The 14005-nt window shown below is 65.1% G+C and carries 12 protein-coding genes; 5 read left to right on the top strand and 7 right to left on the bottom strand.

Annotation, left to right across the window (positions count from 1 at the left end):
* Positions 1-110: 110 nt before the first annotated feature.
* Entirely contained in the window at positions 111-572 is a 462-nt protein-coding gene (locus BraRD5C2_RS15335; RefSeq protein ID WP_223969547.1) for a (2Fe-2S)-binding protein, read from the top strand.
* Positions 569-2728, top strand: a complete 2160-nt coding sequence (locus BraRD5C2_RS15330) for a xanthine dehydrogenase family protein molybdopterin-binding subunit (protein ID WP_223969546.1) — start codon at positions 569-571, stop codon at positions 2726-2728. The genes BraRD5C2_RS15335 and BraRD5C2_RS15330 overlap by 4 nt, the downstream gene beginning before the upstream one ends.
* 53 nt (positions 2729-2781) lie before the next feature.
* Here the strand turns inward: BraRD5C2_RS15330 and BraRD5C2_RS15325 are convergent, their stop codons facing one another.
* Positions 2782-2985, bottom strand: coding sequence for a hypothetical protein (locus BraRD5C2_RS15325; RefSeq protein ID WP_223969545.1), 204 nt, complete (start codon positions 2983-2985; stop codon positions 2782-2784).
* A gap of 204 nt (positions 2986-3189) precedes the next feature.
* Between BraRD5C2_RS15325 and BraRD5C2_RS15320 the strand changes: the two genes are divergently transcribed.
* The gene (locus BraRD5C2_RS15320) at positions 3190-3447 is read left to right on the top strand and encodes a hypothetical protein (RefSeq protein WP_223969544.1); all 258 of its coding nucleotides are present in this window, start codon (positions 3190-3192) and stop codon (positions 3445-3447) included.
* Positions 3448-3650: 203 nt separating this feature from the next.
* On the opposite strand, the gene garD is transcribed toward BraRD5C2_RS15320, so the two are convergent.
* From garD to BraRD5C2_RS15290, 6 genes are all read right to left on the bottom strand, one after another.
* Entirely contained in the window at positions 3651-5189 is a 1539-nt protein-coding gene (gene garD / locus BraRD5C2_RS15315) for a galactarate dehydratase (RefSeq protein ID WP_223969543.1), read from the bottom strand.
* A 106-nt stretch (positions 5190-5295) separates the two neighbouring features.
* Positions 5296-6744: an aldehyde dehydrogenase family protein gene (locus BraRD5C2_RS15310; RefSeq protein ID WP_223969542.1), complete on the bottom strand. Its 1449-nt coding sequence runs from the start codon at positions 6742-6744 to the stop codon at positions 5296-5298.
* A gap of 17 nt (positions 6745-6761) precedes the next feature.
* A complete protein-coding gene (gudD, locus tag BraRD5C2_RS15305; RefSeq protein WP_223969541.1) occupies positions 6762-8117 on the bottom strand; it encodes a glucarate dehydratase in 1356 nt (451 codons plus the stop codon).
* A 31-nt stretch (positions 8118-8148) separates the two neighbouring features.
* Positions 8149-9090 (bottom strand): 5-dehydro-4-deoxyglucarate dehydratase, encoded by a 942-nt coding sequence (gene kdgD, locus BraRD5C2_RS15300; protein ID WP_223969540.1) that lies wholly within the window; start codon positions 9088-9090, stop codon positions 8149-8151.
* A gap of 127 nt (positions 9091-9217) precedes the next feature.
* The gene (locus BraRD5C2_RS15295) at positions 9218-10123 is read right to left on the bottom strand and encodes a LysR family transcriptional regulator (RefSeq protein ID WP_223969539.1); all 906 of its coding nucleotides are present in this window, start codon (positions 10121-10123) and stop codon (positions 9218-9220) included.
* A 331-nt stretch (positions 10124-10454) separates the two neighbouring features.
* Positions 10455-11792 (bottom strand): MFS transporter, encoded by a 1338-nt coding sequence (locus tag BraRD5C2_RS15290; RefSeq protein ID WP_223969538.1) that lies wholly within the window; start codon positions 11790-11792, stop codon positions 10455-10457.
* A 213-nt stretch (positions 11793-12005) separates the two neighbouring features.
* On the opposite strand from BraRD5C2_RS15290, the gene BraRD5C2_RS15285 reads away from it, so the two are divergent.
* Both BraRD5C2_RS15285 and BraRD5C2_RS15280 read left to right on the top strand, forming a co-directional pair.
* Positions 12006-13037, top strand: coding sequence for an alpha/beta fold hydrolase (locus BraRD5C2_RS15285; protein WP_223969537.1), 1032 nt, complete (start codon positions 12006-12008; stop codon positions 13035-13037).
* 14 nt (positions 13038-13051) lie between these two features.
* On the top strand, positions 13052-14002 hold the full coding sequence (locus BraRD5C2_RS15280; protein ID WP_223969536.1) for a fatty acid desaturase: 951 nt from the start codon (positions 13052-13054) through the stop codon (positions 14000-14002).
* Positions 14003-14005: the final 3 nt, after the last annotated feature.

Below are 14005 nucleotides of genomic sequence, written 5' to 3'. Positions count from 1 at the left end.
ATGTGAGCGGTCGCGGCAATTGCGCGGGCGCCACGGCAATCCCGCGAGAGACGATCGAGCCCAGCGCTGTCATATGCCGTTCCGCCGGACGGAATCTCGCTGGGTGCAGAATGGCCTATGTTCTCAAGATAAATGGCGCGTCGCATACGGTCGACGCGGACGGCGACACGCCGCTGTTGTGGGTGCTGCGCGACGTGCTGCAGATGACCGGCACCAAGTTCGGCTGCGGCATGGCGTTGTGCGGCGCCTGCACCGTGCATCTCGACGGCGCCGCGACACGTGCCTGCATCACCACGATCGACAGCGTCGGCGATGCCGCGATCACGACGATTGAGGCGATCGGCCAGAGCGACGCCGGCCGCAAGGTGCAGCAGGCCTGGCTCGATCTTGATGTCGTGCAGTGCGGCTATTGCCAGTCCGGCCAGATCATGTCGGCGACCGCGCTCTTGATGTCCAATGCGCACCCGAGCGACAGCGACATCAATGATGCGATGTCGGGCAATGTCTGCCGCTGCGGCACCTACAACCGGATTCGCGACGCGATCAAGCTTGCCGCCGGAGCAAAGCCATGACGCTAACCTTTGCTCATCGCGTGGACTCGGCTGCGCTGTCGCGCCGCGCCTTCCTGAAGGCAAGCGCGACCGCGGCCGGCGGCCTCGCGCTCGGCTTTGTCGTGCCGGGCCGATCCGAAGCCGCGGGTACCGAGAGCGCGGCGCTGAACGGCTTCGTTCGCATCGAGCCGGACGGACGCATCCATCTCACCATTCCAATGGTTGAGATGGGGCAGGGCACCTACACTTCGCTTGCGATGCTGCTCGCCGAGGAACTCGAGGTGAAGCTCGACAGCATCGTGCCCGAGCACGCACCGCCGAATAACGCGCTCTATGCCAATCCGATCCTGCATGAGCAGTCGACCGGCCTGTCGGCCTCGACCCGCGGCTTCTGGCTGCCGCTGCGCCAGGCGGGCGCGGGGGCGCGCATCATGCTGGTGACCGCGGCGGCGCAGCGCTGGAAGGTCGATCCGGCCCAATGCACCGCAAAGGACGGCGTGATCCGCGATCCCTCGGGCCAGCGCTCGCTGGCCTATCGCGAGGTCGCGCTGGCGGCGGCGCAGATCAAGCCGCCGGCACTCGACCAGATCAAGCTGAAGGCGCCCGGTCAGTTCACGCTGATCGGCACTTCGCCGAAGCGGCTGGAGGCCGCCGGCAAGGTCAGCGGCCGCACGCAATTTGGCATCGATGCGATCGTGCCGGGGATGAAGTTTGCTGCGATTGCGATCTCGCCGGTCGGTGGCGGCAAGCCGAAGCAGGTGAACCAGGCCGCGGCGCTGGCGGTCAAGGGCGTCCGCCAGGTCGTCGCGATCGATGAGGCCGTCGCCGTCGTTGCCGACCACACCGGTGCGGCGAAGAAAGGATTGGAGGCCGCGGCGATCCAGTGGGACGACGGTCCGAATGCGCAGATCAATAGCCAGGGCATCGTCGCGCAGCTCAAGGCTGGATCGGAGACGCCGGGCGTCATCGCGCGGAACGACGGCAATGTCGAGCAGGCCTTTGCCAAGGCTGCGCGGCGGTTCGATGCCGTCTACGAACTGCCGTTCCTGGCGCACGCTGCGATGGAGCCGATGAACTGCACGGTCCACCTCCGCAAGGACACCTGCGAGATCTGGGTCGGCACCCAGGTGCCGACGACGACGCAGAGCAGGGTGGCTGCATTGACCGGACTGCCGAAGGACGCGGTCATTCTGCACAACCAGTTTCTCGGCGGCGGCTTTGGGCGGCGGCTCGAGCCCGACGGCACGCTGCTCGCCGTCAAGATCGCCAAGCATGTCGATGGCCCGGTCAAGGTGATCTGGAGCCGCGAGGAGGATATCCAGCACGATATCTACCGGCCCTATTACTACGACCGGATATCGGCTGCGGTCGACATATCAGGCAATCCGGTCGCGTGGCACCATCGGGTCTGCGGCTCGTCGGTGGTAGCGCGCTTTGCGCCGCCGCTGTTCAAGAACGGGCTGGACTTCGACGCGGTGGAGGGCGCCGCCGAGCCGCCCTATGCGTTTCCCAACATCCTGGTCGACTATGTGCGCGTCGATCCGGCCAGCATCACGACCGGCTTCTGGCGCGGGGTTGGTCCGGTCCACAACGTGTTCATCGTCGAGAGCTTCATCGACGAGCTGGCGTTCGCGGCCAGGCAGGACCCCGTCGACTACCGGCGCCGCCTCTTGTCAAACAATCCGCGCGCGCTCGCGGTGTTGAACCTTGCCGCTGACAAGGCCGGCTGGGGGCAGACGATGCCGGCCGGCAAGGCGCGCGGCATCTCGCTGCAGTTCGCGTTCGGCAGCTATCTGTCGCAGGTCGCCGAAGTCGCGGTCGATGCAAACGGCAAGGTCAAGGTCGAGCGGATTGTCTGCGCGGTGGACTGCGGTATCGCCGTGACCCCGAGCATGATCGAGGCACAGGTGCAGAGCGGCACGATCTTCGGGCTGACAGCGGCGCTGCGCGGCGCGATCACCATCAAGGACGGCCGAGTCCAACAGTCCAATTTCGACAGCTATCCGCCGATGCGGATCGACGAAGTTCCGCGGATCGAGACGCACATCGTGCCGAGCACCGAAAATCCCGGAGGCCTCGGCGAGGCCGCCACGGCGATCGTTGCGCCGGCGGTAACCAATGCGATCTTCGCGGCGACCGGGCGGCGCATCAGAAAGCTGCCGATCGAGGAGGTCTAAGCATCGCGGCCACGAAGGCCGCGATGCATCGGTGAGAGTTCACGGCCAAGGGTTCATGGTCGAGGGGGCACGGCGGAGAGTTCGCGCTGCGGTTCCGACGGTGAGGTCTCGCCGTCGAGCCAATCCTGCTCCTTGGCCAGCGCGCGCCATGCCGCTTCCATGCGCTTGTAGCGGTTGTAGGTCGGCTCGTCGTCCGCGCGCTCGGCAAGCTGCGCGCAGTTCTCCGCATTGTCGAGGAAGTGCTGCGATTGCTTCATGGAATGTCCTCCTGTTGATGAGGACGTGGGCCATCAAATCGGGCTATTCAACGCGTGGAACATGAGCATTTCGCCACACAGGTGAATGCCTGTTCAGCGAGGTTCCCTGCGCATTCCACATCTGCGCTGGAGCGTGCGACATAGGAACGGTTTGTCGCACCCGACGTTCCTCCTCCACATCGCCACTCGAGGAGGAGAGACATTATGAGAAAGTATCTGTTTGCCGCGGCCATGGTGACCGCAATCGCATCGCCTGCATTCGCCGATGAAATCGGTGTTCGTGCCGGTCCCGTCGGCGCCGGCGTGACCGTCGGCGAGTCGCATGAATATCGCGACCGCGATCGTGACCGCACCACCGTGATCAAGGAGCGTGAGCCGCGCAGTGACCGGACCACGGTGATCAAGAAGCAGGACGAGTTCGGCAATCGCAGCAAGACCGTGATCCATCACGACGACGACTGATCGCGCTTGCTTGGCGTGAAGATGAAAGTCTGCCGCTGACGTCGTCGCGGCGGACTTTCATTCTTCTGCCGTCATTCCGGGGCGACGCGTAAGCGTCGAGCCCGGAATCCATCGAACCGCATCTCGAGATAAATGGATCCCGGGCTCGCGCCAAGCGGCGCGCCCTCAGGTGCGCAATTGCGCACCGGGCAATGACGACGGGCCTAGGTCACCGGTGCCGGGTTGAACAGCGCGAGATCGTTGTGGATGCCCCAGCGGTCCGACCACGGTTTGGTCCGCCCGCTCGCGACGTCGAGGATCAGGCGGAACAGGTCCCAGCCGGTTTCCTCGATGGTCTTCTCGCCGGTCGCGATGCAGCCGGCGTCGAAATCGATCAGGTCCTTCCAGCGCCGCGCCAGCTCGCTGCGGGTCGCGACCTTGATGACGGGCGCGGCGGCAAGGCCATAGGGCGTGCCGCGGCCTGTCGTGAACACCTGCAAGGTCATGCCGGAGGCGAGTTGCAAGGTGCCGCAGATGAAGTCGCTGGCCGGGGTTGCGGCAAACAGCATGCCCTTCTGCCGCGCCTTCTCGCCCGGCGACAGCACGCCCGCGATCGGGCCGGAGCCAGATTTCACGATCGAGCCGAGTGACTTCTCGACGATGTTGGCAAGCCCGCCCTTCTTGTTGCCCGGCGTGGTGTTGGCGCTGCGGTCGGCGCCGCCGCGGGCGAGATAGGCGTCATACCAGGCCATCTCGCGGATCAGCGCGCGGCCGACATCCTCATTGACGGCGCGGCGGGTCAGAAGCTGGATCGCGTCGCGCACCTCGGTCACTTCCGAGAACATCACGGTCGCGCCGGCGCGAACCAAGAGGTCCGCGGCGAAGCCGACCGCGGGGTTCGCGGTAACGCCGGAGAACGCATCGCTGCCGCCGCATTGCAGGCCGATCACGAGATCGGCGGCCGGGCAGGTCTCGCGCGTGCGGGCGTTGAGCACCTTCAGGCGGGTCTCGGCCTGGGTCATGATGGCATCGACGATGGCGCCGAAGCCGTCAAAGGCTTCGTCCTGCATCCGCACGATGGCATCGCTGACGCCTTCGGGCACCAGCCGTTCCGGCGCGAGCTTCTCGCAGCCGAGGCCAATGACGAGGATCTCGCCGCCGAAATTCGGATTGAGCGCGAGGTTCTGCAGGGTGCGGATCGGCACCACGGCGTCGGGCGCCGTAATTGCGACGCCGCAGCCATAGGCATGGGTCAGTGGCACGACGTCGTCGACATTGGGATATTTCGGCAGCAACTCGGCGCGGATGCGCTTGACGGCATACTCCATCGTGCCCTTGACGCATTGCACGGAGGAGGAGATGCCGAGGATGTTCTTGGTGCCGACCGAGCCGTCGAGATTGCGAAAGCCCTCGAACGTAAAGCCTTCGAGCGGCGGCAGCGCCGGCGGCACCGCGGTTGCGATCTCGAGCTGATCGAGCGGCGGCGCGTCGGGCATGCGGATGCGCGCCTCGTCGACCCATTCGCCGGCCAGGATCGGCGACAGCGCATGGCCGATCACCTCACCATAGCGGATGATTGGCGCGCCCTCGGCGATGTCTTCCAGCGCCGTCTTGTGGCCCTGCGGCACGATGGCGCGCAGCGTCAGGCCACAGGCGAAACGCGAGCCGGCAGGCAAGCCGAAATCATTCACGACGATCGCGACATTGTCGCGCGTGTTGAGCTTGATGTAGCGGGGCTCCTGCGCGCCGATCGACTGGTCCATGGGGACTCCGGAAGTTGTAGGGCGGGTTAGCCGAAGGCGTAACCCGCCATGTTTGATGTGCGGTGCCGATGGTGGGTTACGCTGACGCTAACCCACCCTACGCATTTCAACCCGGGAACGTGTAAGCCGTCTTCACCGTGGTGTAGAACTCGCGGGCATAGGCGCCTTGTTCGCGCGCGCCGTAGCTCGAGCCTTTGCGTCCGCCGAACGGCACGTGATAGTCGACGCCGGCGGTCGGCAGATTGACCATCACCATGCCGGCCTCGCTGTTGCGCTTGTAATGCGAGGCGTATTTCAGGCTTGACGTGCAGATGCCCGAGGCGAGGCCGAACTCGGTGTCGTTGGAGATCGCCAGCGCCTCCTCATAATCCTTGGCGCGGATCACGCAGGCGACCGGGCCAAAAATCTCTTCGCGGGCGATCCGCATCTGGTTGTTCGCCTCGGTGAACAGCGCCGGCTGCAGATAGAAGCCGGGCGTCTCGCGGTTCAACAGCTCGCCGCCCCAGTGCAGGCGGGCGCCTTCGTCCTGACCGATCTTGATGTAGCGGAGGTCCTGGTCGAGCTGGCTCTGGTCGACCACAGGGCCGACATGCACGCCGCTCTTCAGCGCGTCGTCCACCGAAAGCCCCTTCATCCGCTCGGTCATCGCGGCGACGAAGCGGTCGTGAATCCCCGCGGTGACGATCAGGCGCGAAGACGCCGTGCAGCGCTGGCCGGTCGAGAAATAGGCGCCGTTGACGGCGACCTCGACCGCGACCTTGACGTCGGCGTCGTCGAGCACGACCAGCGGGTTCTTGCCGCCCATCTCGAGCTGGAACTTCTTCATCGGATTGGAGAGCACGCAAGCCTGCGCGATCTTGCGGCCGGTCTGAACCGACCCAGTGAACGAGGTCGCGGCGACATCGGGATGATCGAGCAGGGTCTGGCCGACCACCGAGCCCGAGCCGACCACGAGGTTGAACACGCCGGCCGGAATCCCGGAGCGCGCGATGATCTCGGACAGCGCGTGCGCGGAGCCCGGCACCAGCTCGGCCGGCTTGAACACCACGGAATTGCCGTAGCAGAGCGCAGGCGCGATCTTCCAGGCCGGGATCGCGATCGGGAAATTCCACGGCGTGATCATGCCGATGACGCCGACCGGCTCGCGGGTGATCTCGACATCGAGACCGGGGCGCACCGACGCGCCCTTCTCGCCCATCAGCCGCAGCGCCTCGCCGGCAAAGAACGCAAAGATCTGCCCGGCGCGCGCCACCTCGCCGATGCCCTCGGGGAGCGTCTTGCCTTCCTCGCGCGCCAGCAGGCGGCCGAGCTCTTCCTTGCGGGCGAGGATTTCGACGGAGATCTTGGTCAGCGCGTCAAAGCGCTCCTGCGGCGTCGAGCGCGCCCAGGCCGGGAAGGCGGCCTTCGCCGCGGCGATAGCCTTTTCGGCCTGCGCCTTGTCGGCCTTGGCGTATTCGCCGACCACGTCGGCCGTGTTGGAGGGATTGATGTCCCGCGTAATGCTTGTTCCGTCGACCCATTCGCCGGCGATGAAGTTCTTCTGGTGAGCGGTCATGTTTCCAACCTTTCTTGTTAGCGCACGAGGCAGGGACGCTTGTCGTCGAACGTCCACCCCGGGATCAGGAACTGCATGGCCAGCGCGTCGTCGCGGGCGCCGAGGCCATGCTGCTTGTATAGCGCGTTCGCCGCCTCGATGGCACCGCGATCGAGCTCGATGCCGAGGCCCGGCCGATCCGGGATCGCGATCTTGCCGCCGTTGATCTGCAGCGGCTCCCTGGTCAACGCCTGGCCGTCCTGCCAGATCCAGTGGGTGTCGATCGCGGTCACCTTGCCGGGCGCGGCGGCGCCGACATGGGTGAACATCGCCAGCGAAATGTCGAAATGGTTGTTGGAGTGCGAGCCCCAGGTGAGGCCGTTGTCGCGGCAGGTCTGCGCCACCCGCACCGAGCCCTGCATGGTCCAGAAATGCGGATCGGCGAGCGGAATGTCGACCGCCCCTAGCCGCAGCGCGTGGCTGAGCTGGCGCCAGTCGGTCGCGATCATGTTGGTCGCGGTCGGCAGTCCCGTCGCGCGGCGGAACTCGGCCATGATCTCGCGGCCGGAGAAGCCGGCCTCGGCGCCGCAGGGGTCCTCGGCATAGGCGAGCACGCCATGCATGTTGCTGCAAAGCCGGATCGCCTCGTCCAGCGACCAGGCGCCGTTCGGGTCGAGCGTCACGCGCGCGTTCGGAAAGCGTTTTGCAATTGCGGTGACGGCCTCGATCTCCTCCTCGCCCGCGAGCACGCCGCCCTTGAGCTTGAAATCGGCAAAGCCGTAATGCGCCTGCGTCGCCTCGGCGAGGCGCACGATCGCCTCCGGCGTCATCGCCACCTGATGGCGCAGGTTGAACCAGTCGGGCTTGCCGGTCTCACCCTCCACATAAGGAAGGCTGGTCTTCTTGCGGTCGCCGACGAAGAACAGATAGCCGAGCGTCTCGACGCTCGCGCGCTGCTGGCCTTCACCGAGCAGCGCCGCGACCGGGAGATTGAGATGCTGGCCGAGCAGATCGAGCAGCGCGGATTCCACCGCGGTCACTGCATGGATGGTGACGCGCAGGTCAAATGTCTGCTTGCCGCGGCCGCCGGCGTCGCGGTCGGCGAAGGTCTGGCGCATCGATGCCAGGATGTTGTTGCAGGCGCCGATGCTCTGGCCGACGACGAGGTCGCGGGCGTCCTCGAGCGTCTTGCGGATCTTCTCGCCGCCCGGCACCTCGCCGACGCCGGTGTGGCCGGAATTGTCGGTGAGGATAACGAGGTTGCGGGTGAAGAACGGCGCATGTGCGCCGCTCAGATTGAGGAGCATGCCGTCGCGGCCGGCGACCGGGATCACCTCCATCGCCGTGACGACGGGGGCGCCGGCAAAGCCGGTGCGGATCATGTCTTGAATCATCTGCTCCTCCCTGTGTCGTTTGCCGTTCGGCTTATTCCGCCGCCTGCCGGGTCGCGGTCTGCGGCAGCTTCGCCACCAGCGCCGTGAGCTCGGCGATCTCCTGCGCGGTGAGATCGGTCAGCGGCGGCCGCACCGGGCCGGAATCGCGGCCGATCACCTTCATGCCGGCCTTGATGATCGACACGGCATAACCCTTCTTGCGATTGCGTATCGCGATCAGCGGCAGGATGAAATCCTTCAGGCCTGCATGGATGGTCTGATGATCGCGCCGGCGCACCGCGGCGTAGAACTGGGTCGCGAATTCCGGCACGAAGTTGAACACCGCCGACGAATAAGTTGTGACGCCCATGTCGAGATAGGGCAGCGCAAAGGTTTCCGCCGTCGGCAGGCCGCCAATATAGGTCAGGCGGTCGCCGAGCCGGGTGTAGACGCGGGTCATCAGCTCGATGTCGCCGATGCCGTCCTTGTAGCCGACGAGGTTCGGGCAGCGCTCGCAGAGGCGCGCCAGCGTGTCCGGTTGCAGAATCGCATTGTCGCGGTTGTAGACGATGACGCCGATCTTCACCGACGAACACACCGCCTCGACATGGGCGGCGAGGCCGTCCTGCTCGGCATGGGTGAGATAGGGTGGCAGCAGCAAGAGGCCGTCGGCGCCGGCCTTTTCGGCGCCAATCGCGATCTCGCGCGCGATCGCGGTGCCGTAACCGGTGCCGGCCAGCACGGGCACGCGGCCCTTGGTCTCTTCGACCGCGATCTTTACGACATGCGGAACTTCAGCTGGCGTCAGCGAGAAGAACTCGCCGGTGCCGCCGGCGGCGAACAGGCCGGCGACGTCATAGCCGCACAGCCAGTCCATGTTGGCGCGATAGGTCGCCTCGTCGAACGAATAGTCCGGCTTGAACGGGGTCACGGGAAAAGACAGGAGGCCGCCACCGATTGTCGCGGCCATCTCCCGAGGGGTCATCTTGCTCATGGCGCCACTCCTTGAATGATGTTGGGATGAGGGATGCGCGAGCAGCGCGCGTCCATGGCCGAATTCTTAGGGAATGCTTCGATGCGCGTCCAAGCCAAACGCGGTATCGAGCGATGCACAATCTGCATCAATCGCCGCGCAGATGCGGCGCCGCGATTTCGGTTGCGATATCGATCAAGGACGGCAGCAACTGGTTCTCGTGATCGCGCCGCCACACCATGAACAGCTCGACCGGCACCGGCGTGCGCAGCTTCAGCGGCTTCAGCCGGACGTCCGCGATCTTCAGGCTGGCGGCGGCCTCAGGCACGATCGCGACGCCGAGCCCGGCGCGAACCATGGCGAGGATCGAGTGGATCTGGCTGAGATGTTGCACATAGCGCGGCAGCACGTCGGCGCGCGTGAACAGCGACACCAGCAGGTCGTGGAAGTAGCGCGCCTCATAGGGCGAATACATCACGAAGGGCTGGTCGTCGAAATCCTTGATGCTGACGGTGTCGGCCGTGGCCAGCGGATGCTTCTTCGGGATCGCGGCGAGCAGCGGCTCGGCCACGACGCGCCGACTGGCGAATTCCGGCCGCGCGATCGGCGGGCGCAGCAGACCGGCATCGATCTGTCCGGTGGTCAGCGCCTCGAACTGATCGCCGGACACCATCTCCTTCAGGGAAAAATCGACTTCGGGCAGGCGGGAGCGGGCAGCCGCGATCAGATCGGGCAGGAAGCCGTAGGCGGCCGCGGCCGTGAAGCCGATCTTGAGCGAGCCGGTCTTGCCGAGCGCAATGCGGCGGGCGACTTGCGCGGCGGATTCCGCGAGCTTCAGGATGCGCCGCGCCTCGGGCAGGAAGCTGCGTCCCGCCGGGGTCAGCCGCACCGAACGGCTGGTGCGCTCCAGCAGCGGCGCGTCGATGATGTGCTCGAGAACCTGGATCTGCCGGCTGAGCGGCGGCTGCGTCATGTTGAGCCGCGCCGCGGCGCGGCCGAAGTGCAATTCCTCGGCCACCGTGACGAAACAGCGGAGCTGGTTCAGGTCGAACATCGATGCTAGCCTGGAATGGATCGGTCGAGGATTTGTACGTTCTAGCATCGATGCCTCCCACTGGCCAAGAAGACAAAAAAGCAGACAAAGACGGCGGCCGAAGCCGCCGTTTGGCTTTCTGCTCCCTCTCCCCGTTCTTACGGGGAGAGGGTTGGGGTGAGGGGCTCTCTCCGCGCAACGGCCGCCTCAATTTGCACGCGCGATCCGAACGAGTCGGAAGGACAGCTTGTGCCGAGACGTATTGCTTCGCCCCTCACCCGAAATTCGCTGTGCGAATTTCGACCTCTCCCCGCGGAAGGGCGGGGAGAGGTGAAGCGCGTTCAGGCCTGGCTCAGGCCGCCTTCAGCTGCACCCGCTTGATCTCGCCGACGATGAACAGATAGGCGATCGCCGCGACCAGAGCGTTGGCGCCGACGAACACCAGCGCGCCGTTGAATGAGCCGGTGGCGGCGAGGATGTAGCCGATGATGATCGGCGTGGTGATCGAGGACAGATTGCCGAAGGTGTTGAACAAGCCGCCGGAGACGCCGCCGGCTTCCTTCGGCGAGGTGTCGGAGACGACGGCCCAGCCGAGCGCGCCGATGCCCTTGCCGAAGAAGGCGAGCGCCATGAAACCGACCACCAGCGCCTGGCTGTCGACGTAGTTGCAGGCGACGATCACCATCGACAGCAGCATGCCGCCGACGATCGGGATCTTGCGCGCCATGGTCAGCGAGCCGGTGCGGCGCAAGAGGTAGTCCGAGATCACGCCGCCGAGCACGCCGCCGACGAAGCCGCACAGCGCCGGCAACGTCGCGACGAAACCGGCCTGCAGGATCGACAGCCCGCGCTCCCTCACCAGATAGACCGGGAACCAGGTCAGGAAGAAGTAGGTCAGCGTGTTGATGCAATACTGGCCGATATAGACGCCGAGCATCATGCGGTTGGCGAGCAGCTGGCGGATATGGTCCCAGCCGGGGCCGCTGTCCGGCGTCTTGCCGGCCTTCGCCGCATCCATGTCGACCAGTGCGCCGCCCTGCTTGATGTAGTCGAATTCGGCCTCGTTGATCCCAGGATGGTCCTTCGGCTCGTAGATCGTCTTGATCCAGGCGATGCCCATGATGATGCCGAGCCCGCCCATCACGTAGAACACGTGGCGCCAGCCGTATTCATGCGCGATCCAGCCCATCAGCGGTGCGAAGATCACGGTCGCGAAATACTGTCCGGAGTTGAAGAACGCCGATGCGGTGCCGCGCTCGTTGCCGGGGAACCAGGCCGCGACGATGCGGGCGTTGGCCGGGAACGATGGCGCTTCGGCGAAGCCGACCAGGAAGCGCAACCCGAACAGCAGGACCACGGCCGCGCCCGCGGAGAGGAACCCGGTCAGGCCCTGCATCGCGGTGAAGATCGACCAGACGATGATGCTGATCGCATAGACCCATTTGGAGCCGTAGCGGTCGAGCAGCCAGCCGCACGGCACCTGCGCGATCACATAGGACCAGCCGAAGGCCGAAAACACGTAACCCATCGCGACGGGGTCGAGATGCAGTTCCTTGGAGAGGGCTGGGCCTGCGATCGAGAGCGTGGCGCGATCGGCATAGTTCACGGTGGTGACGAGAAACAGCATCGTCACGATCAACAGCCGGACGCGGGATCGCCGCGCGTCCGTGGCGGACACAATTGCGCTCATTCGCGCCTCCTTAAGATTTCCTCGGGGTCTGTCCTAGAGAGATGACGGCAATGGGTCCAAGCCGAAACGGGTATTGATCGATGCCGATTTTGAATGGATCGGCCCGGTGTCATTCCACCTTTGCCGCTCTTGCTTCGGTTCCTAATTAGTGTACGATAAGTACAGTTATTGAGGGGGCGCAGCGTCGCGCTCTGCGATCGAGGTCGAATGCGCATGACCACGTCACGCGACTATGAAGTGTTCGAGGCAGGCAGGGTGACCTTGCAGGACGGCGCGGTGTTTCCGCAGCTTGCGCTCGCCTACAAGACCTACGGCACGCTGAACGCGGCCAAAGACAACGTCATCCTCTATCCGACGTCGTTCGCCGCGCAGCATTACGACATCGAATGGCTGGTGCAGCCGGGCGGGGCACTCGATCCCGAGCGCTACTTCATCATCATCGCGAACCTGTTCGGCAATGGCCTGTCGTCTTCGCCGTCGAATTCGAGCGAGCTGCTCGGCGACGCACCGTTCCCGGCCTTCACCTATCATGACGCCGTCGCCATCCAGCGGCGGCTGCTGGTCGAGCGGTTTGGCGTGACCAAGCTCGCGCTGGTCTACGGCTGGTCGATGGGCGGCATGCAGGCCTATCACTGGGCCGCGCGCTATCCCGACATGGTGGAGCGTGCAGCGGTGGTCTGCGGCAGCGCGAGGTGCTCGCCTTACAATCATGTCTTCCTCGAAGGTGTGAAGGCTGCGTTGACCACCGACCCGGCCTACCAGGATGGCCGCTTCGTCACCAAGCCGACAGCGGGCCTTCGCGCGATGGGGCGTGTCTATGCCGGCTGGGCGATGTCGCATGAGTTCTATCGCGAGGAAGTCTGGCGCGAGGCCGGCTTCAACTCGCTGGAAGACTACCTCGCGGGATCGTGGGACGGTGCCTTCGCGCGGCGCGATGCGAACAATCTGCTGGCGCAGATTGCGATCTGGCAGGCCGGCGATATCAGCCGCTGCGACGAATTCGGCGGCGATCTCGACCGGGCGCTGGCCGCAATCAAGGCCCACGTCCTGCTGATGCCCGGTCGCACCGACCGCTATTTCGACCCGCGCGACAACGAGGATGAACTCGGCCGCCTGGTCAATGCCCGCTCCGCGGCGCTGCACGCGATCCCCTCGATCCACGGGCACCGCGCCGGCAATCCCGTCAACAACCCCGAAGACCGCGCCTTCATCAACGCCGAAATCTCGGCGCTCCTGCAACGCTGACAGGTGAGACGACCATGAGCACCGCAGAGACCAGTGATGCCGGACCCCGCCTGAAGCCGCTCAACCCGCTGACCTTGCGCGATCTGTCGACCAAGTCGAACCTTGCCGGTGCGGCGCGCGCGGCAAGCCATTACGGGATGATCGCTGTGGTCGGCGCGCTGATCTGGTTGGTCTCGTCGCATTACGGCTTGCTATGGGCGTTGCCGCTGATTGCGATCCAAGGCTATTTCGTCGCGTTCTTGTTCATGGTCGTGCACGAGACCGCGCACAAGACGGCGTTTCGCAGTCACGCACTCAATCTTGTGGTCGGCAACCTGTCGGCCTTCATGATCGGATTGCCCTACCAATATTACTGCCTGTTTCACTGGGACCATCATCGCTACACCCAGGATCCGGAGAAGGACCCGGAGCTGATCGTCGGTCCCAAGCCGGCGTCGGACACCCAGCTCGCAATCGCCTATTCGGGACTATTGCAGGTGCTGGTCCGGATTCGGCTGATGTTTCGGCATGCCCTCACCGGGAAGGTGATCGTGCCGTGGATTCCGCAGCACAAGCGCGCCGCGATCGTGCTTGAAGCCCGGCTTTATCTTGCAGGCTACCTGCTGTTGCTCGCGGCATCGCTCGCACTGCACAGCGCGATCCTGCTCTTTGTGTGGATCGTGCCGCTGCTGGCCGGTCAGCTCATCCTGCGCCCTTATCTTTACGCGGAGCACACCGGTTGCGAGCGGACGCGGAGTGCGTTCGAGAACACCCGCACCACGATGACCGGCCGGATCATGAAATGGTTCGCCTGGAACATGCCCTATCATGTCGAGCATCACGCCTATCCGACGGTGCCGTTCCATGCGTTACCGAAGCTGAATGCCATCGTCGATGGCCACATCATGTATCGCGGCAGCAACTACCGCGCCGTGACGCGTGAGACCTGGGCCTGGTTCCGCCGTCAGCGGCAGCGCTCGGCTTGATAT

Source organism: Bradyrhizobium sp. RD5-C2 (assembly GCF_019972155.1).
Lineage (GTDB): Bacteria > Pseudomonadota > Alphaproteobacteria > Rhizobiales > Xanthobacteraceae > Bradyrhizobium.
The sequence above is the reverse complement of the archived record's forward strand: the minus strand, read 5'-3'. Positions and strand labels throughout refer to the sequence as shown.